This is a genomic window from Olsenella massiliensis (genome assembly GCF_001457795.1).
Lineage (GTDB): Bacteria > Actinomycetota > Coriobacteriia > Coriobacteriales > Atopobiaceae > Olsenella_F > Olsenella_F massiliensis.
The window spans coordinates 97,517-118,693 of record NZ_LN898208.1; the positions used below are offsets into that span (position 1 = coordinate 97,517).

20 protein-coding genes are annotated in these 21,177 nt (G+C 66.1%); all 20 read right to left on the reverse strand.

Going from position 1 to position 21,177, the window contains the following annotated elements; translation table 11 throughout:
- Positions 1–105: 105 nt before the first annotated feature.
- Positions 106–1,062 (reverse strand): transcription antitermination factor NusB, encoded by a 957-nt coding sequence (gene nusB / locus BN3001_RS08665; protein WP_058269970.1) that lies wholly within the window; start codon positions 1,060–1,062, stop codon positions 106–108.
- Between the two features lie 4 nt (positions 1,063–1,066).
- Positions 1,067–1,429 carry an Asp23/Gls24 family envelope stress response protein gene (locus BN3001_RS01005; RefSeq protein ID WP_058269971.1) on the reverse strand — a complete coding sequence of 121 codons (363 nt, stop codon included), beginning with the start codon at positions 1,427–1,429 and terminating at the stop codon, positions 1,067–1,069.
- A 144-nt stretch (positions 1,430–1,573) separates the two neighbouring features.
- Complete coding sequence (efp, locus tag BN3001_RS01010; protein WP_058269972.1) at positions 1,574–2,137, reverse strand: elongation factor P; 564 nt, start codon at positions 2,135–2,137, stop codon at positions 1,574–1,576.
- A gap of 148 nt (positions 2,138–2,285) precedes the next feature.
- Complete coding sequence (locus BN3001_RS01015; protein WP_058269973.1) at positions 2,286–3,119, reverse strand: metal ABC transporter permease; 834 nt, start codon at positions 3,117–3,119, stop codon at positions 2,286–2,288.
- Position 3,120: 1 nt separating this feature from the next.
- Positions 3,121–3,888: a metal ABC transporter ATP-binding protein gene (locus BN3001_RS01020; RefSeq protein WP_058269974.1), complete on the reverse strand. Its 768-nt coding sequence runs from the start codon at positions 3,886–3,888 to the stop codon at positions 3,121–3,123.
- Positions 3,885–4,868 (reverse strand): metal ABC transporter substrate-binding protein, encoded by a 984-nt coding sequence (locus BN3001_RS01025; protein ID WP_082629873.1) that lies wholly within the window; start codon positions 4,866–4,868, stop codon positions 3,885–3,887. The genes BN3001_RS01020 and BN3001_RS01025 overlap by 4 nt, the downstream gene beginning before the upstream one ends.
- A gap of 217 nt (positions 4,869–5,085) precedes the next feature.
- Positions 5,086–6,348 (reverse strand): FprA family A-type flavoprotein, encoded by a 1,263-nt coding sequence (locus BN3001_RS01030; RefSeq protein ID WP_058269975.1) that lies wholly within the window; start codon positions 6,346–6,348, stop codon positions 5,086–5,088.
- A 66-nt stretch (positions 6,349–6,414) separates the two neighbouring features.
- Positions 6,415–8,628 (reverse strand): acyl-CoA dehydrogenase family protein, encoded by a 2,214-nt coding sequence (locus BN3001_RS08745; RefSeq protein ID WP_197407429.1) that lies wholly within the window; start codon positions 8,626–8,628, stop codon positions 6,415–6,417.
- A 212-nt stretch (positions 8,629–8,840) separates the two neighbouring features.
- Entirely contained in the window at positions 8,841–9,938 is a 1,098-nt protein-coding gene (gene acrA / locus BN3001_RS01040) for an acryloyl-CoA reductase electron transfer subunit beta (protein ID WP_058269976.1), read from the reverse strand.
- A gap of 14 nt (positions 9,939–9,952) precedes the next feature.
- On the reverse strand, positions 9,953–10,747 hold the full coding sequence (locus BN3001_RS01045) for an electron transfer flavoprotein subunit beta/FixA family protein (RefSeq protein ID WP_058269977.1): 795 nt from the start codon (positions 10,745–10,747) through the stop codon (positions 9,953–9,955).
- Positions 10,748–10,762: 15 nt separating this feature from the next.
- Positions 10,763–11,932, reverse strand: coding sequence for an acyl-CoA dehydrogenase family protein (locus tag BN3001_RS01050; RefSeq protein ID WP_058269978.1), 1,170 nt, complete (start codon positions 11,930–11,932; stop codon positions 10,763–10,765).
- 21 nt (positions 11,933–11,953) lie between these two features.
- A complete protein-coding gene (locus tag BN3001_RS01055) occupies positions 11,954–12,823 on the reverse strand; it encodes a 3-hydroxyacyl-CoA dehydrogenase family protein (protein ID WP_058269979.1) in 870 nt (289 codons plus the stop codon).
- 65 nt (positions 12,824–12,888) lie between these two features.
- Positions 12,889–13,674, reverse strand: a complete 786-nt coding sequence (locus tag BN3001_RS01060) for an enoyl-CoA hydratase-related protein (RefSeq protein WP_058269980.1) — start codon at positions 13,672–13,674, stop codon at positions 12,889–12,891.
- 8 nt (positions 13,675–13,682) lie between these two features.
- Complete coding sequence (locus BN3001_RS01065; protein ID WP_058269981.1) at positions 13,683–14,870, reverse strand: acetyl-CoA C-acetyltransferase; 1,188 nt, start codon at positions 14,868–14,870, stop codon at positions 13,683–13,685.
- 70 nt (positions 14,871–14,940) lie between these two features.
- Positions 14,941–16,287 carry a butyryl-CoA:acetate CoA-transferase gene (locus BN3001_RS01070; RefSeq protein WP_058270012.1) on the reverse strand — a complete coding sequence of 449 codons (1,347 nt, stop codon included), beginning with the start codon at positions 16,285–16,287 and terminating at the stop codon, positions 14,941–14,943.
- 177 nt (positions 16,288–16,464) lie between these two features.
- Positions 16,465–16,887, reverse strand: coding sequence for a DUF956 family protein (locus BN3001_RS01075; protein ID WP_058269982.1), 423 nt, complete (start codon positions 16,885–16,887; stop codon positions 16,465–16,467).
- A gap of 147 nt (positions 16,888–17,034) precedes the next feature.
- Complete coding sequence (locus BN3001_RS01080) at positions 17,035–17,955, reverse strand: PTS system mannose/fructose/sorbose family transporter subunit IID (protein WP_058269983.1); 921 nt, start codon at positions 17,953–17,955, stop codon at positions 17,035–17,037.
- A 22-nt stretch (positions 17,956–17,977) separates the two neighbouring features.
- The gene (locus BN3001_RS01085) at positions 17,978–18,790 is read right to left on the reverse strand and encodes a PTS mannose/fructose/sorbose transporter subunit IIC (RefSeq protein ID WP_058269984.1); all 813 of its coding nucleotides are present in this window, start codon (positions 18,788–18,790) and stop codon (positions 17,978–17,980) included.
- An 18-nt stretch (positions 18,791–18,808) separates the two neighbouring features.
- Positions 18,809–19,801 (reverse strand): PTS sugar transporter subunit IIB, encoded by a 993-nt coding sequence (locus BN3001_RS01090; protein WP_058269985.1) that lies wholly within the window; start codon positions 19,799–19,801, stop codon positions 18,809–18,811.
- A 228-nt stretch (positions 19,802–20,029) separates the two neighbouring features.
- Positions 20,030–21,151, reverse strand: coding sequence for a M24 family metallopeptidase (locus BN3001_RS01095; protein ID WP_058269986.1), 1,122 nt, complete (start codon positions 21,149–21,151; stop codon positions 20,030–20,032).
- Between the last annotated feature and the right edge of the window lie 26 nt (positions 21,152–21,177).

Here is a 21,177-nt window from a genome sequence, read left to right on the forward strand (position 1 = left end):
GCCAGGGCCTCCCCGTCGTGCGGGGCCGCAACGGCCGTCCGGGCGCCCTCGGCCGGCGTGGCTGCTCCCGACCCCTCGCCCGCCCCGTCGCCCTCCGCCTGTCTCTTATACACATCTAGATGTGGATAAGAGGCAGGCCCCGCCGGGGGTGCAGGTCGTACTCGCGCACGTCGCGCCGCCCCCCGAGCGAGGCGCCGCCGGCCCCGCGGCGCCGTCGCCGTCAGACGTGCCCCCCTCGCACGTCGCCTGCTCGGTCATGGCGCGCTCCACGGCGAGGCGGGCCTGGCCGATGACGTCGTCACCCTGCTCGATGCGGTCGGCGACCCTGCCGAGGACCCCGTTCACGAAGCGCGAGGAGTCATCGGTGCCGTATGCCTTTGCCAGCTCGACCCCCTCGTCGATGGCCACGGAGACGTCAACCGCGTCGACGGCGAGCATCTCGAAGAGGGCGAGCCTGAGCAGGTTGCGGTCAAGCGAGGGCATGCGCGAGACGCCCCAGTTGGGAGAGGTCTCGTCCAGGATGTGGTCGAGCGGGACCCTGAGCGCGTCGCAGCCGCAGGCGAGCTCCCGGGCATAGTCATCGACGATGCCCGACGCCTCGACGACCTCATAGGAACCGCCGTGCCCGTCCGCGACGAAGCAGCCGGCCGGGCCCATGTCAAAGGCGAGAGGCTCCTCCCTGCGGGAGAGGGCGCACACGTAGCCCTCGCGGGCGTCATCCCAGACCAGCAGCTTGAAGCCGTGTGCGCGCACGGCGAGCAGACCCTGGTCGCCCACGGCGCGCAGGCGCACGCGGACGAAGTCGCCGGCGGCCTCGCCGTCGGTCCGGCTTCCCGCGAACTCGCTCCACACCCAGACCTTGCCGTCGTCGGGGTCCTCGAGCGCGTTGGGCCTGCCGGGGCGGACACGGGCGATGACGTAGTCGCCGGGCACGGCGCCCGAGACCACGTACGAGCACGACAGGACGTCCCTGACGCTCCTGCGTGAGAACTCGGCCTGGTACAGCAGCTGGACGGCCTGGCTGCGGGCGAGGGTGCGCCCGCGGAAGCAAGTCTCTGACACGTCCCTACTCCTTGGGAAAGACAAGGCTGTCGATGCAGACGTCAACGGCCTTGGGCTCGACGCCCACCTGCTCGCGGATGGCCGCGGCGACGGCCTGGCGCACGTTTGAGGCGAGCGCGACGAACGGGTAGCCGTAGAAGACCGCCAGATGCACGGTCACGCGCAAATCACCGCCCTCGACGACGGATTCCACGGCCGCCTCGGGAGAGGTGCTCTTGCTGGTGAACACCGAGATGAGGCTGGAGGCGATGTCGTTTCCCCCCACGCGCACCACTCCCTCGACCCTCTCGGCGGCGAGGGTCACGATGGTGGTGAGGACGTCCCTCGACACGCCTATGCCGGCAACGAGGAGTTCGGATTCGCTCATCTTGTTCCTTTCGACGTGGGGCGCACGCGGGCGCCGTCTCGACCTTGTAGTATACCCGCACACGGGTCGATAGGGCCCCTAGGGCAGGGGACCCGCATGCCGCCGCGGCACGCAGGTCCCGTCGTGAGTCATGGGCGCAGGACGCTAGACACGCGAGACGAACTTGCCGTCTCGGGTGTCCACCTTGATGCGCTCGCCCTGGTTGAGGTACATGGGAACCTGGATGGTGGCGCCGGTCTCGATGACGGCGGGCTTGGTGCCGCCCTGGACGGTGTCGCCCTTGAAGCCCGGGTCGGTCTGCGTGATCTCCACCTCCACGAAGGTGGGGGGCTGGACGGCGTAGAGCACGTCGTTGGCGTATTGCAGCAGGCAGACGTCGTTCTCCTTGAGGAACTTCACGTTGTCGCCCACCAGGTCCCTCTCGACGGGAATCTGCTCAAAGGACTCCATGTCCATGAACCAGAAGGTGTCGCCGTCGCTGTAGAGGTACTGCATCTCGCGCGTCTGCATGTTGACGCTGTCAAACTTGGCGGACTGCTGGAAGTTCTCCTCGTTCACGCGGCCCGTGCGGATGTCACGATACTTGGTGCGCACGTAGGTGTTGCCCTTGCCCGGCTTGACGTGCTGGGCCTCGAGGATGACGCAGTCCTTGCCCTTGATGTTGACGCCGAGGCCCACCTTGAGGTCATTGATGCTGAGAGTTGCCACAAAAAGCTCGCTTTCTCGATGCGTCCAGCCCCGCGAAGGTCCAGACATCACTCAACGTTCGTCGCAAGTATACCGCCCCGCCCCGCCGCTCGCGCAAACGGGCGGGCGGCTCCACAGACAACGCAGGCCCCCCAGAGAGGCCTGCCCGTCATGCGGCCTGAGCGCGGGCCTGGCGACGGAAGGAGTGGAGCTCGGCCAGGGCGAACTGCGCCCCCAGGGCGACGCCGATCATACCTCCCGTGGAGGCGTTGAAGGCGACGCTCGCCCCGATGCCCACCAGAACGGCCAGCACGGCCACCAGGGGCGCGATCACCATCATGCGCCACAGGCTGTCCGTGATGAGACGCGCCGTGGCACCCGGGGTCACGAGCAGGGCGACAGACAGGATGATGCCCACGGCCTGGAGCGAGATGACCACGGTCACGGCGAGGGCGACGAGCAGCAACCTGCCGAGCCGGCGGGGCCGCAGACCCAGGGCCTGGGCGTGGTCAGGGTCAAATGCGAGGAGCGCCAGGTCCCTCCTGCGGACCGCCACCCAGAGCAGGACGATCGCTCCCAGGACGAGCAGCTGCGTCTGGTCCTGGGGCGTGACGCCCAAAAGGTTCCCAAAGAGGATGTGGGTGAGGTTCACCTGGCTGGGCACCTTGGACACGAGCACGGTCCCCAGGGAGAAGAGCGTCGTGAAGACGATGCCCATGGAGGTGTCCGAGGAAAGGGCGCCCCCCTCCCCCACGCGCTCCATGAGGGCCACGGCCACCAGGGCAGCCGCCAGGGCGCCAAAAAGGTACGGCACCCCCAGCACATAGGAGAGGACCACGCCGGGGAGAACGGCGTGCGAGACGGCGTCACCCATGAGCGACCAGCCCAGATGTATCACGAAGCAGCTGATGGTGCCACAGACGAGCGCGATGGCGATGCCCGCGACGAGGGCGCGCTGGATGAAGCCGAGGCTGAGGAGCTCCGCGATTCCCAGGGCCCCCATCTTAGGCCACCATCCCCGTGGCAAAGCGAGCGTCCACGCCGAAGGCGCGCTCGATGGCGGCGGGGCTGAGCGCCTGGCGCGCGGGCCCCTGGCAGATGACCGTCCTGTCCAGGAGCGCCGCCTCGTCGAAGGACGTTGCCGCCATCCGTAGGTCATGCACGGCGGCAAGCACGCACACGCCATCCTGCGCGAGCTCGCGCAGGAGCCCGGCGATCGTCGCCTCCGAGCGCTTGTCAACGCCGGCAAAGGGCTCGTCAAGAAGGAGGTGGTGCGCGCCCTGGGCGATGCCGCGCGCGACGAACATGCGCTTCGCCTGTCCTCCCGAGAGCTCGCCCACCTGACGCCGCCGCAGCTCCCAGAGGTCGCACCGCCTCAGGGCCTCCTCCACGGCACGACGATCGGCGTCTCGGGGGGTCCTCGTGAGGCCCATGAGGGCGTAGCGACCCATCATGGCCACGTCCTCGACGCAGAGGGGAAAGCTCGCGCTCGTGGCGTCCCTCTGGGGGACGTACCCCACGAGCCCCCTCCCCAGGACGGCGTCCACGTCTCGCCCGTCGTAGCTGACGCGGCCCCTCTGGGGCGTCAGCTGGCCGACGAGCAGCTTGAAGAGGGTTGACTTCCCGGCTCCGTTTGCCCCGACGAGGGCGCAGAGGCTCCCCGGGGCAAGCTGGAGGCTCACGCCCCTGAGCGCCCACTCACTCGATCCCGCATAGCGGTAGCTGACATCGTCCACCCCTATGGCAGGGGTGCCACTCAGGACGTCGCTCATCTCGCGCCCCCTTTCGCGAGCCCCTCGACGATGACGTGGGCATCGTGTCTCAAGAGCTCGAGATACGTGGGTACGGGGCCGTCCGCGTCGGAAAGTGAGTCCACGTAGAGCATGTGGTCGGCATCGGTCCAGAGCGTGGCGCCCGTCTCGTCCGCAACCTGTCGCATGGGCTTGGGGCTCACCGTTGACTCGCAGAAGACCGCTGGCACGCCGGCGGCTCGCACGCCGGCGACGACGGCCGCCACCTGCTGCGGCGTGCCCTCGTTCTCGGCGTTGACCGGCCAGAGGTACAGCTCCCTCAGGCCCGTGTCGCGGCAGAGATACGAGAACGCCCCCTCGCAGGTCACAAGGGTGCGCTGGCCCTCGGGAAGCTGGGAGAGGCCCTCCCTGAGCTCGTCCGACACGCCATCCAGCTCGCGCTTGTACGCCTCGCCGTTCCTTCGGTACTCGTCGGCATGGGCACGATCGAGCTCGCAGAAGGCCGTGACGATGTTGTCGACGTATGTCTTCCCGTTGGCGGGAGACATCCACGCGTGGGGGTTGGCGTTGCCGGCGTACTCCCCCTCCGCGATCCTCATCGGCTCGACTCCGTCAGAGAGCGTGACGCGCCGCGCGTGCGAGTCGGTCATGAACCGCTCGAACCACCGCTCGAGACCCAGGCCGTTGTCAAGCACGAGGTCGGCGTCCGCGGCGCGGGCGATGTCCTCGGGAGTGGGTTCGTAGTCGTGGATCTCGGCCCCCGGCCTGGTGATGGACTGGACGTTCAGGTGGTCGCCGGCTATGGTCTGCGCCATGTCCTGGATGACGGTGAACGTGGTCAGGACCTTGGGCTTGCGGCCGGCGCCCGCCGTGGGCCCCGAGGGGCAGGCGCTCAGGAGGCTGAGGGAAAGGACGACCCCCAGAAGCGCGAGAAGCGCGCCCGCGCAACGTCTTTTCAGGCGTTCGTAGGAAGGGAGGGCTTGGGTGACTGGCAGTCGCATGACCGCTCCAATCTTGCTTGACTAAAGTTAGCCTTATTTAACTTTTAGGCGATTCTAATCCCTTTGCCTGAACGTTTCAAGCCCTCTCGTCGCGCGAATCGCACCGTTCTGACCCACCGGGCCAGCACCGCAGACGACAGGCGCGGGCGCCCCGAGGGACGCCCGCGCCGCACTCATGCCAGGCCCGCCGCCCCGGACGCGGGGCGACGCCGGTCGTCTAGTGCTGCTTCTTCTCGAAACGCTTGGCGGGGTCGCAGGTGACCTCCTCCATGGAGTCGATGATGGCCTGCGCCATGTCATCGACGTCGCGCTTCTTGTCGCCGGAGAGCGAGGAGGCGATGGAGATGCGCTCGTTCATGACGGTCATGTCCTTCATCTCGTCCTCGAGGAACTCCTGCATGAGGTCGCCCGAGGTGATCGCCCACGAGCCGTTCTCGATGATGGCGACGTGACGGTTCTGCATGTTGAGCATGCGCATCTCGTTGAGGAAGTTCTCCATGACGGGATAGATGTTGAGGTTGTAGGTCGGCGAGGCGAGCACCAGGTGCGAGTACTTGAAGACGTCGGCGATGAGGTAGGACACGTGCGTCTCGGAGATGTCGCAGACCTTGACGTTCGTGAAGCCCTTCTCGCAGATCGCGCTCGCGAGCGCCTGGGCGGCGGACTCGGTGTTGCCGTACATGGAGGCGTAGGCGATGAGGACGCCCTTCTCCTCCGGGGTGTAGCTCGACCAGTGGTTAAGCTTGTCGATGTAGGTCATGAGGTCGTCGTCGGCATGGTAGATGAGGCCGTGAAGCGGGCAGACGATCTTGATCTTGTCGAGGATCGTGGCGGCCTTGCCCAGAAGGAGCTGCACGTGAGGGCCGTACTTGCCGACGATGTTGCAGTGGTAGCGACGAATCTCGTCGAGGTTGTTGGCCTTCCAGTCCACGTCCGTGCTCCAGAGCTTGCCGTCGTTGGCGATGAAGCCGCCAAAGGCGTCCGCCGAGAACAGCACGCCCTCGGTGAGGTCGAAGGTGACCATGACCTCGGGCCAGTGGACCATGGGAGCCTCGACGAAGGTGACCGTGTGCTTGCCGAAGGAGAAGGTGTCACCCTCCTTGACCTGGATCTGCTCGTGCGCATCGACGTCAAAGCCAAACTGGTGCATGAGCATGAAGCACTTCTCGGAGGAGATGACCTTGACGTTGGGATACCGGCTGAGGATGAGGCCGGTCGAGGCGGCGTGGTCGGGCTCGAGGTGGTTGACGACCAGGTAGTCAAGGTCCCTGCCGTCGAGCACGTGCTCGAGGTTGGACATCATCTGACGGCCCTGGCCCCACTCGATGGTGTCGAACATGGCCGTCTTCTCGTCGAGAAGGACGTAGCAGTTGTAGGAGACGCCCTGCGGGATGGGATGGATGTTCTCGAACAGGTGCGTCCTGTGGTCATTTGCGCCGATCCAATAAATGTCATCGGTGACGTTGCGTACGCAGTACATGTCTCTCCTTTCGTCGCGGGCCCAAGCCGGTCGCCCGGGCCCGCCAGGCATTGTCGGATACGAGCGCTACAGTCCGAGATGCGTCCTATCGACGAAGTTGTCCTTGGGCTCCGCGCACTCGGGGCAGACCCAGTCGGAGGGCAGCTCGCTGAACAGCGTGCCCGGGACGATCTCGGCCTCGGCGTCGCCAAGCTCGGGCACGTACTCGTAGCCGCAGCCGGAGCAGACCATGGTGGGTCCAATGGGATCGGGCTTGGGCATGTGCGGCCGCTTGATCTTGACCATCTCGCCGGCCGGCTGCTTCTCCTCGGTGCCGAACGCCTTGGTGAGCAGCGGCAGGACCTCGTTCACGTCGCCCACGATGCCGTAGTCGCAGTTCTTGAAGATGGGCGCGCCGGCGTTGGTGTTGATGGCGACGATCGTGGAGGCGTCCTTGATGCCCTTGAGGTGCTGCTTTGCGCCGGAGATGCCGCAGGCCACGTAGAGGTTGCCCTTGAACTTCTGGCCCGACATGCCCACATAGCGGTTGAGGGGGACGTACTTGAGGGTCTCGGCCACGGGACGGGAGGAGCCGATGGCGGCGCCGGCGGCCTGGGCGAGGTCCTCGATGAGCTTCATGTTCTCTTTGTCGCCGATGCCCTTGCCGGCCGAGACGACGCGCTCGGCGTCGACGATCGGGGTGTCGGCGGGGATGCCGACGCTGAAGTCATAGCCGTCGGCCTTCAGCGCCGCGACAACGGCGTCGACGTTGGCCTGCTGGTCGGCGTCGTTGAAGATCTTGAGCTTGCGCGGGCCGGTGGCGGGCATGACAGGGCCGAAGAGCGCCTTGGCGGCCTTCTTGCCGGTCTCCTTCTTCTTGCCGAGACGGCCCAGCTCGTAGGAGGCGATGACGATGCGCTGGACCTCGTTGGTGCCCTCGTAGATCGTCGTGATCTTGGCGTCACGGTAGGCGCGCTCGACCTCCATGCCCTTGATGAAGCCGCTGCCGCCATGAATCTGGAGGGCGTCGTTGACGACCTCGAGGGCGATGTCAGAGGCGTAGAGCTTGGCCATGGCGGCCTCGCGCCCGTAGCGGGGCACGTGGTTCTGCTTGCACTCGGCCGCGGAATAGACGAGGAAGCGCGCGGCGCGAATCTTGGTGGCCATGTCGGCGAGCTTGAACGAGATGCCCTGGTTCGTGCCGATGGGGCTGTTGAACTGGATGCGCTCGCGGGCGTAGGCGAGAGCCTTCTCATAGGCGCCCTGGGCGATGCCGAGCGCCTGCGCGGCGATGCCGATGCGGCCGCCGTCGAGGGTCGCCATGGCGATCTTGAAGCCCTTGCCCTCCTCGCCCAGGAGGTTCTCCTTGGGGACCTTCACGTTGTTGAAGATGAGCTCGGCGGTCGAGGAGGAGCGAATGCCCATCTTGTCATAGTGCTCGCCGAAGGTGAAGCCGTCCCAGCCCTTCTCGACGATGAACGCGGAGATGCCATGGTTGCCCAGCTCGGGCGCCGTGGAGGCGAAGACGACGTAGGTGTCGGCCTTGGGGGCGTTGGTGATGAAGATCTTGGATCCGTTCAGCAGCCAGTGGTCACCCTTGTCAACGGCGGTCGTCTGGGTGCCCGAGGCGTCGGAGCCGGCGTTCTCCTCGGTGAGGCCGAAGGCGCCGATGTGCTCGCCGGTGCAGAGGGGCACGAGATACTTCCTCTTCTGCTCCTCGTTGCCGAACTCGGCGATCGGGAAGGTGCCCAGCGACGTGTGGGCGGAGAGGATGACGCCGGCGCCGCCGTCGACGCGGGAGAGCTCCTCGACGGCGATGGCATAGCTCAGCACGTCAAGGCCGGCGCCGCTGTACTCCTTGGGATACGGGATGCCCATCCAGCCATGGGTCCCATAGCCCTTGACCGCCTCGGTCGGGAACTCGTTCTGCTGGTCGAGCTGGAACGCGATGGGCGCAATCTCGCTCTCGGCAAATGCCCTGACCTCTGCACGAAGCTTCTCGTGGGCCTCCGTGGTCTGATACAACATGCCAAACTCCTCCTTCGTCTCTTTCTGACTTGCGTTCTGCACGGGCGTCGGCGCGGGCGCGGCAGGCTCCTCGACGCGCTGAGGTGCGTCCTCAGCGGCGGGCGCGGCCGCCTCTGCCTTGAGGTGCGCGGGCTCCTTTGCGACGTCCTCACCCTCGTCGGCCGCAGGCGCGGGCTCACGGTCGGGCTCGACGGGCTTCACGGGACGCGCTGCGCCCTTGTCTGAGGGAGGTGCGCTCTTCTTCTGCTTCTTGCTGGACCAAAACCCGGTCATAGGCCTCACCATCACTCTCTCTCCTGGCTGCTGGCAACGGGGCTCCCCCGCTCTCCACACACATATGTTATATTTCATATCGCATTTAAAAGATTCAAGCTTGCGGTAAGTGAGGGCTATTGAGACGTGAGCGGCACCCGCCAGACGCCATGTCTGACGGGTGCCGCACTACCGGCGTCGGGCCCTGCCCGACGCCTCGGGACGAATGACGCCTACAGGCCCTGGGCCCGCATGACGCCGATCTGCTTGATGAGCTCGGGAACGATCTTGAACAGGTCGCCCGCGATGCCCAGGTCGGCGATCTCGAAGATGGGGGCGTCGGGGTTCGAGTTGATCGACACGATGTAGCCGGAGTCCTGCATGCCGGCGACGTGCTGGATGGCGCCGGAGATGCCGAGCGTCACGTACAGCTGCGGGCGGACGGTGCGACCCGTCTGCCCCACCTGATGCGCCGCGTCGATCCAGCCCGCGTCAACGACGGCGCGCGAGGCGCCCACGACGCCGCCGAGCGTGTCGGCGAGTTCCTTGGCGAGCTTGAGGCCGCCCTCGACGTCCCTGGAGATGCCGCGGCCCACCGAGACGACCACGTCGGCGCCCGTGAGGTCGACGAGCTCCTTGGCCGCCTTCTCCACGCTGACGACCTTCGTGTGCAGGTCGGCCTCGGAGAGCTCGAAGTCCTCGAGCTCCACCTTGACGTCGTCTGCCTTGGACTGGTCAAAGGCCGCCTTCTTCATGACGCCCGGGCGGACCGTCGCCATCTGGGGGCGGAAGCGCGGGCAGACGATGGTCGCCATGAGGTGTCCGCCAAAGGCGGGGCGCGTCATCTTGAGGTTCTTGTCCTCGTAGTCGAACTTCTGCCTCGAGAGGTCGATCGTGGACGACGTGCGCAGGAACTCGACGTACTTCTCGGTGTCGATGTCCAGGTGGGTCGTGTCTGCGGTGAGGCCGGTGTGCAGGCGAGCCGCGCAGCGCGGCGCGAGGTCGCGACCGATGGTCGTGGCCCCGATGAGCACCACGCTGGGCTTGTGCTCATTGACCTTGTCACACAGGACCTTCGTGTAGGCGTCCGTCGTGTAGGTGGCGAGCAGCGGCCCCTCGCAGACCTTCACGACGTCGGCGCCGTAGCCGCCAAGCTCCTTGGCGACCTTGCTGACGCCCGTGCCGCCCAGGAGCAGGGCGACCACGTCCTGCCCGAGATCATCGGCGAGCTTGCGGGCCTCGCTCACGAGCTCGAAGTTGGTGGGCATGAGCTTGCCCCCGCGCTGCTCGCAGAACACCCAGACGCCCTTGTACTCAGCATAGTCAGTCATGTACCCCTCCTCCCTTAGATGAGGTGCTTGGCGGCAAGGCGAGCCGCAAGCTGTTCGGCGACGTCCACGCCCTCGAGCATCGTGCCTGCGCCCTTCTGGGGAGGCGTGAAGCTCTTCCAGACGTTGGTCGGGCTGCCCTTGAGGCCGATGGTGTCCAGCTCGATGAGCGGGTCGTCCTTGAGGGTCTCGAAGTTGAAGACCTCGAGCGGCTTGTCGTAGGCGCACCAGATGTCGGGAATGTTCATGTAACGAGGCTCGTTGAGCTCCTTGATGCAGGTCAGCAGGCAGGGGGTCTCAACCTCGATGACCATGAAGCCGTCCTCGAGCTGGCGCTTGAGCGTGAGCTTGTCGCCGTCCTTCTGGATGTCGGTGACATAGGAGACCTGCGGGATGCCCAGCTTCTCGGCGATCTGGGGCCCAACCTGGGCCGTGTCGCCGTCGATGGCCTGGCGACCGCAGAAGACCACGTCACCCTTCTCGACGCCGATCTTGTTGACGCCGGCGGCGATGATCTGGCTCGTCGCAAAGGTGTCCGAGCCGCCGAACTCGCGGGCAGAGATCAGCACGGCACGGTCGGCGCCGCGGGCCAGAAGCTCGCGCAGCATGCCCTCGGCCGGTGGGGGCCCCATGGAGACGACGACGACCTCGCAGCCGGTCTCGTCCTTAAGCTTGAGGGCCGCCTCGAGGGCGTTGAGGTCGTCGGGGTTGGTGATGGCCGCCATGGAGGCGCGGTCGAGCTGACCGTTCTCCTTGACGGCGACGTTGCCGGAGGTGTCCGGCACCTGCTTGACGCAAACAATCGCTTTCATCGTGTGTGTGCCCTCCTATCGAAGCAGCGCGCCGGCGATGACCATCATCTGGACCTCACTGGTGCCCTCGTAGATCTCGGTGATCTTGGCGTCGCGCATCATGCGCTCGATCGGGTAGTCGCGGGTGTAGCCATAGCCGCCGTAGAGCTGCAGGCAGCGACGGGTGACGTCGGAGGCCGTTCGGGCGGCGATGAGCTTTGCCTCCGCCGCCTCGACGCTGTAGCGGCCCTTGCCGCCGTCGAGGACCTCCTGCTTCTTGAGGGCGGCGTTGTACACCAGGAGCTTGGCGGCGTCCGTGCGCGCCTTCATCTCGGCGAGCTCAAACTGGGTGTTCTGGAAGGCGGCGATGGAGCGACCGAACTGCTTGCGCTCCTTGACGTAGGCGACGGTCTCGTCGATGGCGCCCTCGGCGATGCCCAGGGCCTGGGCGGCGATGCCGATGCGGCCACCGTCCAGGGTAGCCATGGCCAGCTGGAAGCCGCGGCCCTTGGCGCCCAGGAGGTTCTCCTTGGGGACGATGCAGTCCTGCATGATGAGCTCGCAGGTGGAGGAGCCGCGAATGCCCATCTTCTCCTCGGGCTTGCCGACGGAGAATCCCGGGAAGTCGCGCTCCACGATGAAGGCGGAGATCTCCTTCTGCTTGCGACCCCGCTTGTTGGTGTACTCGCCCGTCACGGCGATGATGATGAACAGGTCAGCGTAGCCCGCGTTGGTGATGAAGATCTTGGTGCCGTTGAGGACCCAGTGGTCGCCGTCGAGGACGGCATGGGTCTGCTGGCCCTGCGCGTCGGTGCCGGCGCCGGGCTCGGTTAGGCCGAAGGCGCCGAGCCACTCGCCGCTGCAGAGCTTGGGCAGGTACTTCCGCTTCTGCTCCTCGGTACCGCTCTCAAAGATCGGCGCGGCGCACAGGCTCGTGTGCGCGGACAGGATGACGCCCGTGGTGGCGCACTTCTTGGAGAGCTCCTCGATGGCCATGACGTAGGTGAGGACGTCAGCGCCCGCGCCGCCGTACTCCTTGGGAAAGTAGATGCCCATCATGCCGAGCTTGGCCATGAGCCTGACGTTGTCCTGCGGGAAGATCTCCTCGGCGTCGACGTCCTTGGCGAGGGGCTTGACCTTCTCCTCAGCAAGCTGCTCGAACATGCTTCGAGCCATCGCCTGCTCTTTGCTCAGAGTGAAGTCCATGGAATGTTCCTCCCCTTGTACTTAGAGCTGGTCGATGGGGGTCTTGGTGCGGTCGGCGTTGTAGGCGTAGAAGCCATGGCCGCTCTTGACGCCCAGGTTGCCGCCGCGGACCATCTTGCGCAGCAGGGGGCAGGCGCGGTACTTGGAGTCACCGGTCTCGTCGTACAGCACGTCCATGATGGCGAGGCAGATGTCCAGGCCGATGAAGTCGCCCAGCTCGAGCGGGCCCATGGGATGGTTGGCGCCGAGCTTCATGGCGGTGTCGATGCCCTCGATGTCCGAGACGCCCTCCATCTTGATGAAGGCGGCCTCGTTGATCAGCGGGATGAGGATGCGGTTGACGACGAAGCCGGCGGCCTCGTTGACCTGCACCGGCGTCTTGCCGATGGCCTTGGAGAACTCGACGATCCTGTCGACGGTCTTCTGCGGGGTGTTGACGCCGGCGATGACCTCGATGAGCTTCATGCGGTCGGCGGGGTTGAAGAAGTGCATGCCGATGAGGGGGCGGCTGAGGCCGTTGCCGATCTCGGTGATGGAGAGGCTGGAGGTGTTGGAGGCGAAGACGGCCTCGGGCTTGCAGATGTCGTCCAGCTGGGCGAAGGTGTCCTTCTTAACCTTCATGTCCTCGAAGGCGGCCTCGACGATGAGGTCGCAGTCGGCGCAGAGGTCCTCCTTGAGGCCGGCCGTGATGGACGCCAGGCGCTTGTCGACCTCGGCCTGGTCAAGCTTGCCCTTCTGGACGAGACGGTCATAGCCCTTGGCGATCTTGTCCTTGCCCCCGTCGGCCCACTCCTGCTTGATGTCGCAGAGCGCGACCTCCCACCCGGACTGCGCGAATGCCTTCGCTATGCCCTGACCCATGGTGCCGGCGCCGATGATGCCAACCTTCATACGTTCCCCTTTCCTAAGGTGCCCGGTCGGCATCGGTGCCGACCGGGCCACACGAATGGCTGTCGCTAGCTGTTGGTGAAGACGGCCTTTGGCTTGGGCTTGTCGCGGCTCAAAAAGCACGCCATGCCCTCCCTCTGGTCGTGCGTCTCGAAGCAGTCGCCAAAGAGGCGCTCCTCGACCGCGACCGCCTCCGCGATGGGAAGGCTGATGCCGCGGTTCATGGCCTCCTTGCAGTGGCGCACCGCGATGGGGGCGTTGCGGGCGATCTTGCCCGCCAGCTTGAGGGCGGCGCCCATGAGCTCCTCCTGCGGATAGACCGCGTTCACGAGCCCGATGCGCAGCGCCTCGTCCGCCGGTATGTTGAGGGCGGAGTAGACGAGCTGCTTGGCCATGCCCATGCCCACGAGGCGCGCGAGGCGCTGCGTGCCGCCGAAGCCGGGCGTGATGCCCAGCCCCACCTCGGGCTGTCCGAAGAGGGCGTTCTCGGAGGCCAGGCGGATGTCGCAGCTCATGGCCAGCTCGTTGCCGCCGCCCAACGCGAATCCGTTGACGGCCGCGATGGTGGGCACCGGGAAGTCCTCGATCATGAGGAAGACGTCGTTGCCCAGCTTGCCGAAGGCCTCGCCCTCGGCCTTGGTCATCGTCGACATGGCGGCGATGTCGGCGCCGGCGACGAAGCTCCTCTCGCCCGCGCCCGTCAGGACGACGCAGCGCACGACGTCCTGATCGATGGCGTCGAAGGCGGCCTTGAGGTCGGCGAGGACGTCGGGGTTGAGGGCGTTGAGGGCCTTGGGGCGGTCGATCGTGAGGACCGCCACGGCATCTTGCAGCTCGCAGGTGACGAAGCTCACGCGATCACCTACATCTCGACGACGGTGGCGCAGCCCATGCCGCCGCCGATGCACAGCGTTGCCAGACCCTTGTGGGCGCCGCGATGCTTCATGGCATAGAGCAGCGTGACGAGGATGCGCGCGCCGGAGGCCCCCACGGGGTGGCCGATGGCGATGGCGCCGCCGTTGACGTTGGTCTTCTCGATGTCGAGGCCGAGGTCATGGACGACGGCGAGCGACTGGGCGGCGAACGCCTCGTTGGCCTCGACGAGGTCGATGTCCTTGACCTCCAGGCCGGCCTTGGCGAGGGCCTTGCGGCTCGCGGGGATGGGGCCCGTGCCCATGATCTTGGGGTCAACGCCGGCGAGCGCGCCGGAGACGAAGGTCGCGAGCGGGGTGACGCCCAGCTCCTTGGCCTTGTCCTCGCTCATGATGACGAGCGCGGCGGCGCCGTCGTTGATGGCGGAGGAGTTGCCGGCCGTCACGATGCCGTCGGGCTTGAAGGCGGGACGCAGCTTGCCCAGAAGCTCCATGGAGGTCTCGCGCGGACCCTCGTCCGTGTCAAAGACGACCTCCTTCTTGCGCATCTTGACGGTGACGGGGACGATCTCGTCCTTGAAGGCGCCGTCGGCGACGGCGGCGAGGGCGCGCTGCTGGCTCCTGAGGGCAAACTCGTCGAGCTGCTCGCGGGTGATGCCCCACTGCTCGGCCACGTTCTCGGCCGTGATGCCCATGTGGTAGTCGTTGAACGCGTCCCACAGGGCGTCATTGACCATGGTGTCCACGAGCTCGGACTTGCCCATGGGGTAGCCCATGCGGTAGCCGTAGCGCCCCTTCATCATCGCGAAGGGGGCCATGTCCATGTTCTCTGTGCCGCCCGCGATGACGACGTCGGCCTCGCCGGCCATGATCTTCTCGGCGGCGGCGTTGACGGCGTAGAGACCGGAGCCGCAGACGACGTTGAGGGTCACGGCAGGGGTCTCGATGGGCAGGCCGGCGTCAAGGGAGGCCTGGCGGGCGACGTTCTGGCCCTGGCCGGCCTGGATGACGCAACCGAGGTACACATGCTCGACGTCCGTCGGCTTGATGCCCGCGCGGCTGATGGCCTCCTTGATGACCGTGGCACCGAGCGTGCGCGGGGGCACGGACGAGAGCGTGCCGCCGAACTTGCCCACGGCGGTGCGGCATGCACTTGCGATTACGACCTTCTTGCTCATGTGACTGACCTCCCTGACGTATACCTGCCTATGCTGCAAAGCGGTGGTGCACCTGCCTAGAACACTGGTCTTAGACCCGGTTGGACCTGCGCCAGATATTCATCTTCTGGGCCTCGGCGATGAGGCCGTCGCGGAAGTCGGGATGGGCGATGGAGATGAGCGCCTCGGCACGCTGCCAGCCGGAGAGCCCCTTGAGGTTGACACAGCCGAACTCCGTCACGATGTACATGGCGTTGGCGCGCGTGTCGGTGACGATCGAGCCGGCTGCGAGCGTCGGACGGATGCGGCTCGCCACCTCGCCGGTCTTCTTGTTCACGAAGGTCGAGCTGAGGCAGATGAAGCTCTTGCCGCCCTTGGCGTGATAGGCGCCCATGACGAAGTCGAGCTGGCCGCCGGCGCCCGAGATGGCCTTGGTGCCCGCGCTCTCGGCGTTGATCTGGCCAAAGAGGTCGATGTCAACCGCGTTGTTGATGGAGACGAAGTTGTCGAGCTGCGCCACGGTGCGGATGTCGTTGACGTAGTCGACCGGCGCCGCCACGCACTCGGGATTGTCGTCGATGAAGTCATAGAGCTTCTGCGTGCCCGCCGCGAAGGAGTAGACCTGCCTGCCACGGTCGATTGCCTTGCGGTTGCCCGTGATCTTGCCGGCGAGCGAGAGGTCCACGAAGGCGTCCACGTACATCTCGGTGTGAACGCCCAGGTTGGTGAGGTCGCTCTGGGCGATGCCCGCGCCGATGGTGGTGGGCATGGTGCCGATGCCCAGCTGCAGGCAGGCACCGTCGGGAATCATGGGAACGACGATGTCCGTCACGGCGCGGTCAACGTCCGTGGACGCGCCGCCGGCGCCCAGAAGATCGATGCCGGGGTTGTCGCCCTCGATGATCATGTCCACGCGCGTGACGTTGATGAAGGTCTCGGGCCCCCCGAAGGCGCGGGGCATGTTCTTGTTGACCTCCACGATGATGACGTCCGCCTTGTCGAACACGGCGTTGATGTGGCTGGCGCAGAGCCCGTAGCCAAAGTTGCCGTAGGCGTCCATCGGCGAGACCTGGACGCAGGCCACGTTGACGCGCTCGGTCATGTCGCGATAGTAGCGCGGGAGCTCGGAGTAGCGGATGGGCGCGTAGAAGCCGAAGCCCTTGGTGCAGGCGCGGCGCTCGAACCCGCCCATGTGCCAGCTGTTCCAGGTGAAGTGCTCCTCGGGGGCGTCGATCTTGAAGATGGCGGGCTCGTGGGCCAGCACGCCGCCGCGCACGTTGACGTCCGTGAGCTCGCCCATGCGCGCGGCGAGGGCCTCGTCGAACGCGACGGGCGTGATGGAGCTCCACCCATAGTCAACCCAGTCGCCGCTCTTGACGACGGCTGCCGCGTCTGCGGCCGAAACGAGCTTGGAGTTGTACATGTCTGAAAAGTCCACGATGATCACGCTCCCCGAACTCATGATACCAATACCGGTATTACCTTGACAATTGTCAAAACAACAATTAAAGCAAAAAATTTATGCCATAATTGCAACTTAACTTATATCATTTACCGGACGATGCGTTCGCGTCGCGTTCCCAGAAGGCGCCCCGCGCCGAGTGAGCGGCGGCCGTCACCTGACCGAACGGGGCAGGTTCCTCAGCAGGCCCCTCAGAAGGGCCCCCACGGAGCTTCGCAGGCTCGTCTCGCGCACGAGCGCGTCGGCCCCCACGTAGGGACGCATGGCCCTGAGCACCCGCTTGTTGTCGCGCGTGGAGAAGGCGAGGGCGCCGTCGCGCCTCGTGTGCACGGTGAAGCGCGGAAGATACCTGCCCTTGAGCATGACGGGCGCCGAGACGCGCGTGACCTCCCCCCAGGGAATCTGGACGTAGTCCTGCTCGTTCGCGTCGGACTGATACTCGATGCCGTGCGACCCCAGGCTGATCGTGCCATACGACCCCAGCCCAAGATAGGACTGCGCCTTGATGGTGAGGTCGACGTTCTCGTCTAGCGGGCGCGGGCGTGCGGGGCGCGCGCCTCTCGACCATGATGTCATGCGCTAAGACTCCCCTCGATGCTCCACGAGAGGCGCGGCGGCGCCTCTCGCAAGGCGGGGCACCCCGCACGTCACCGTGTGACGAGACGCGGGGTGCCCCCGTAGCCGTTTTACGTTTCTCTCAGGACAGGTTGGCTGCGACGCGGCCTACATGAACCCGAGGAGACGCCCGACGACGCCAAACGCGAAGAGCGCCAGGATGATCGTGATGGGCGAGACGTTCTTCTTGAGCAGCCAGCAGCAGAGCAGCGTCAGGCCGACGGCCGCGAGGCCGGGAATGAGCTGGTCGAGGTTCTGCTGGAGCGTGGTCACCTTGTTGGCGTCAAGGCCGTTGGCGCCCAGGGCGGCATACTGCGTGAGCGCGGCCTTGATGCCCTCGGCCCCCGCAGGCAGGCTCGACCAGTCGATGTAGGCGCCCTCCTGCTGCGGGATCGTGGCGACGACCGGCGTGAACGAGATGGACACCCAGCGCTCGACGAGCGCGCCGATGATGAACATGCCGAGGATGGAGGCTCCCTCGGTGACCTGGCCCAGCATGCCGCCGGAGAGGTCCTGCGAGATGGACGAGCCGGCGCGGTAGCCAAACTCCTGCGTGTACCACTCGAAGGCGAGGCGGATGACGTTCCAGGCGACGAAGAACAGGATGGGGCCGAGAATGGAGCCGCCGAGCGCCAAAGACGCGCCGAGTGCGCCGAGGATGGGGCGCACGGTGAACCAGAACACGGGGTCGCCCACGCCGGCCAGCGGACCCATCATGCCGATCTTGACGCCCTGGATCGTGACGTCATCGACGGGCTCGCCGTTGGCGCGCCCCTCCTCGAGGGCGAGGGTGACGCCCATGACCGGGGACGAGACGTACGGATGGGTGTTGTAGAACTCGAGGTGACGCCTCAGGGCGGCCTTCTGGTCCTCCTCGCTCGCGTACAGCTTCTTGATCGCGGGGATGATCGAATAGCACCAGCCGCCGTTCTGCATGCGCTCGTAGTTCCAGGAGCCCTGCAGGAACTGATGACGCCACCAGACGCTCAGTCGGTCGTTCTTCGAGAGCTCGATCTTTTCGTTTGCCATGTTATTCACGCTCCCTTACGGCCTAGTAGTTGTTGAGGATGTCGCCGAGCGGGTCGCCGGACCCGCCGCTGCCGCCGCCCTGCTTGGCGAGGTTCTTGAGGGCGAGGTAGATGAGGGCGAGGCAGACGCCGATGGCGCCCAGGGCGATGAGCGTGAGCGAATTGATGGCCGCGAGGACGAAGCCGAGGACGAAGAACGGCCAGACCTCCTTGGACGCCATCATGTTGATGACCATGGCGTAGCCGACGGCCGCGACCATGCCGCCGCCCACGGCCATGCCGCCGGCGAGCCAGGAGGGCATGGCGTTGAGCGCGGACGTGACGGCCTCGGCGGGGATGAAGCACAGGGCGGCCGCGGGAATGGCGATGCGCAGGCCCTGCATGACGATGCCGGCCACCTGCCACCGCTCGATGGCGGCGGCGTCGTTGCTCTCGGCGGCGGCGTCCATGGCGTGAACCATGCCGGTCGCCAGCGTGCGGCAGATCATCGTGAGGAAGAGTCCGGCGACTGACAGGGGGATGGCCAGCGCGATGGACGTGGTGATGGCGTTGGACGCGTCGGCCGTGCCGCCGGAGAGGGCCAGGACCATGATGATCGTGGACGCCACGGACGCGAGGGCCGCGTCAGGGGCGACGGCGGCGCCGATGTTGGCCCAGCCGAGGGCGATCATCTGAAGCGAGCCTCCCAGGGCGATGCCCTCTGCGGGATGACCGGTGACGATGCCGATGAGCGTACAGGCGACGAGGGGCTGATGGAACTGCCACTGGTCGAGAACGCCCTCCATGCCCGCAAGGAATGCGACGATGATGACAAGTACGAGTGAGATTGGCGACATTGCTACCTCCTTCTGTGGTTACTTGGAAGCCAGCTCGTTCTTTGCCTTCTTGAGCATGGCGTCGAAGTTCTCGGGCGCGTCGGCCGGCACCTTGCGGACGTCGAACTCGACGCCCTTGGCCTTGATCGCCTCGAGCGTCTTGACGTCGTCCTCGCCCATGGCGACGGCGTTGCTCACGACGACCTTGCCGGCGGAGTGGGCCATGGAGCCGAGGTTGACCTTCTTGACGTCGACGCCGCCCTCGATGGCACGAAGCAGGTCCTGAGGCGTCTCAAACAGGAGCATGGCCTTGGTGGCGCCAAAGCGCGGGTCCTTGGAGACCTCGATGATCTTGGAGACGGGCACGACGTGAGCCTTGACTCCCGGAGGCGCCGCCTGCTCGATCATGGACTTGCGCAGCTCGTCGCGCGCGACGGCGTCGGAGCAGACGATGATGCGGTCGGGGCCGGTCATCTTGGTCCAGGTGGTGGCAACCTGACCGTGGAGCAGGCGCGTGTCAATGCGGCAGAGCACGATCTTGATGTGCCCGTCTCCCAGGACCGTCCCCTCGGGGATGGTACCGACGGGGGCGGCTGCGGGCGCGGGGGCACCCGTCGCGGGGGCGGGAACGAGGCTCTCGGGCTTGGCCTTGATGCCGCCGATGGCCTCGGCGTAGACCTCCCTGGCGACCTCGGAGGCCGTCTGCTTGTCCATGCGGGCGCCGTACGCGGCGACCAGCATGGGAAGGTTGAGGCCCGTGAGCGCCACCCAGTCGTCGTGCCCCTCCTCCTCGAGGATGCGCGACACCTGGTTGAAGGGCGTGCCTCCCCACAGGTCAACCAGGAACAGCACGTGTTCCGGGTCGGAGAACGACGTGGCGGCGTCAAGCAGCTTCGTGTGCAGGTCCTCGGGGCCGATGTCGGGCGTGAGCACGACGGCGGACACGTCGTCCTGCGCGCCAAAGATCATCTGTCCGGACTCCTTGATGCCTTCGGAGAGAGACCCATGGCTAGCTAAGACAATTCCGACCATCCAACTTCCTCCTTTACTCCTTGCTTCTCCTGCCGACAGAAACGATGCGAGGCCCGAGGCGCGGCGCGAGGCGCACGTGCCCCAGGAGGCTTCACGAGGAGGAATTATAGAGTAAATCAGTAAGAACTGTGGTCTTTTTTGGAAGACACCCGTTTACGTATGTTTATATACCATCTGGCAGATTGCGCCCGCAAGCTTGTCTTCGTATGATAGAAAATTTTAAGCTTACTAGCCCACGATCACGAGGTCGTGCGTGGACGCCGTAAAGGCATGGTAGCCGTCGTGACGCATGACGCCGAAGTCCTCAAGACGCACGCCAAACTGCCCGGGCAGGTAGATGCCCGGCTCGATGGTCACCACCGACCCCTCGGGCACCGGCTTGTCCCAGCTTCTACCAAAGTTGGGCTGCTCGTGAATCTGAAGCCCCACCCCATGTCCCAGGCCGTGTTTGAAGTAGTCGCCATAGCCCGCCTCGCTGATGACCTCCACGGCGCGCCGATGGACGTCGCTGCCGAGGCAGCCCGGACGCGCCTCGCGGGCGCAGGTCTCGTGGGCGCGACGCACCGCGTCGTAGACCTCGCGCTGCAGGGCCCCGCACGCGCCCACGCAGACCGTCCTCGTCATGTCCGAGTGATAGTCGCCGAGCCCCGCGCCATAGTCCATGACCACCATGTCGCCCTTCTGGATGACGTAGGCGCTGGGACGGGCGTGGGGGTTGGCGCCGTTGGCGCCCGCCGCGACGATCGTCTCGAACGAGAGGGCGTCCGCGCCGTGGGAGAGCATGAAGGACTCCAGCTCGGCGCGAACCGCAAGCTCGGTCATGCCGGCCTTAATGTAGCCGCAGATGTGCTCGAAGGCCGCGTCCGTGATGGCCTGGGCCTCCCTCATGCGCGCGATCTCCTCCTCGTCCTTGACCATGCGCAGGGCCATGACGTCCTCGTGCAGGCGCGGAAGCAGGCAGGCGACGCCCAGCTCCGCGCAGCAGACCTGCAGGGCGTCCACGAACGACACGCTCACGCTGTCCTCGACGGCCACGACGCGGGCGCGGGCCTGAAGGATGCGTCGGGCGGCCCACCGGGGAGCCTCCTCGCCGTCCATGTCGATTGACCAGGGGCCGTCGGCGCCCATCCGCTCCCTGAGGCCGTTGAAGTAGCGCGAGTCGGTATGCAGCCAGAGACCGTCGGGCGTGACGAGGGCGACGTGGGCCACCTCGTCGTCAAAGCAGCGCTCCGCGCCCGTCAGCCAGCGCAGGTCGGGGTTGTTGCGCAGGACGACGGCGTCATAGCCGCGCTCCCCCATGAGGCCGCGGAGCTTGGCAAGACGACGTTCGAGCGTGATGGTACTGGTCATGGGTCTCTGATCCTTCCTTCATGTGT

Bases quoted from the DNA above. Each gene is read 5' to 3' on its own strand.
- BN3001_RS01005 (WP_058269971.1), bottom strand. From the start codon at position 1,429: ATGAGCGAATCCGAACTCCTCGTTGCCGGCATAGGCGTGTCGAGGGAC.
- BN3001_RS01015 (WP_058269973.1), bottom strand. From the start codon at position 3,119: ATGGGGGCCCTGGGAATCGCGGAGCTCCTCAGCCTCGGCTTCATCCAG.
- BN3001_RS01020 (WP_058269974.1), bottom strand. From the start codon at position 3,888: ATGAGCGACGTCCTGAGTGGCACCCCTGCCATAGGGGTGGACGATGTC.
- BN3001_RS01025 (WP_082629873.1), bottom strand. From the start codon at position 4,868: ATGCGACTGCCAGTCACCCAAGCCCTCCCTTCCTACGAACGCCTGAAA.
- BN3001_RS01030 (WP_058269975.1), bottom strand. From the start codon at position 6,348: ATGTACTGCGTACGCAACGTCACCGATGACATTTATTGGATCGGCGCA.
- BN3001_RS08745 (WP_197407429.1), bottom strand. From the start codon at position 8,628: ATGACCGGGTTTTGGTCCAGCAAGAAGCAGAAGAAGAGCGCACCTCCC.
- acrA (WP_058269976.1), bottom strand. From the start codon at position 9,938: ATGACTGACTATGCTGAGTACAAGGGCGTCTGGGTGTTCTGCGAGCAG.
- BN3001_RS01045 (WP_058269977.1), bottom strand. From the start codon at position 10,747: ATGAAAGCGATTGTTTGCGTCAAGCAGGTGCCGGACACCTCCGGCAAC.
- BN3001_RS01050 (WP_058269978.1), bottom strand. From the start codon at position 11,932: ATGGACTTCACTCTGAGCAAAGAGCAGGCGATGGCTCGAAGCATGTTC.
- BN3001_RS01055 (WP_058269979.1), bottom strand. From the start codon at position 12,823: ATGAAGGTTGGCATCATCGGCGCCGGCACCATGGGTCAGGGCATAGCG.
- BN3001_RS01065 (WP_058269981.1), bottom strand. From the start codon at position 14,870: ATGAGCAAGAAGGTCGTAATCGCAAGTGCATGCCGCACCGCCGTGGGC.
- BN3001_RS01075 (WP_058269982.1), bottom strand. From the start codon at position 16,887: ATGACATCATGGTCGAGAGGCGCGCGCCCCGCACGCCCGCGCCCGCTA.
- BN3001_RS01080 (WP_058269983.1), bottom strand. From the start codon at position 17,955: ATGGCAAACGAAAAGATCGAGCTCTCGAAGAACGACCGACTGAGCGTC.
- BN3001_RS01085 (WP_058269984.1), bottom strand. From the start codon at position 18,790: ATGTCGCCAATCTCACTCGTACTTGTCATCATCGTCGCATTCCTTGCG.
- BN3001_RS01090 (WP_058269985.1), bottom strand. From the start codon at position 19,801: ATGGTCGGAATTGTCTTAGCTAGCCATGGGTCTCTCTCCGAAGGCATC.
- BN3001_RS01095 (WP_058269986.1), bottom strand. From the start codon at position 21,151: ATGACCAGTACCATCACGCTCGAACGTCGTCTTGCCAAGCTCCGCGGC.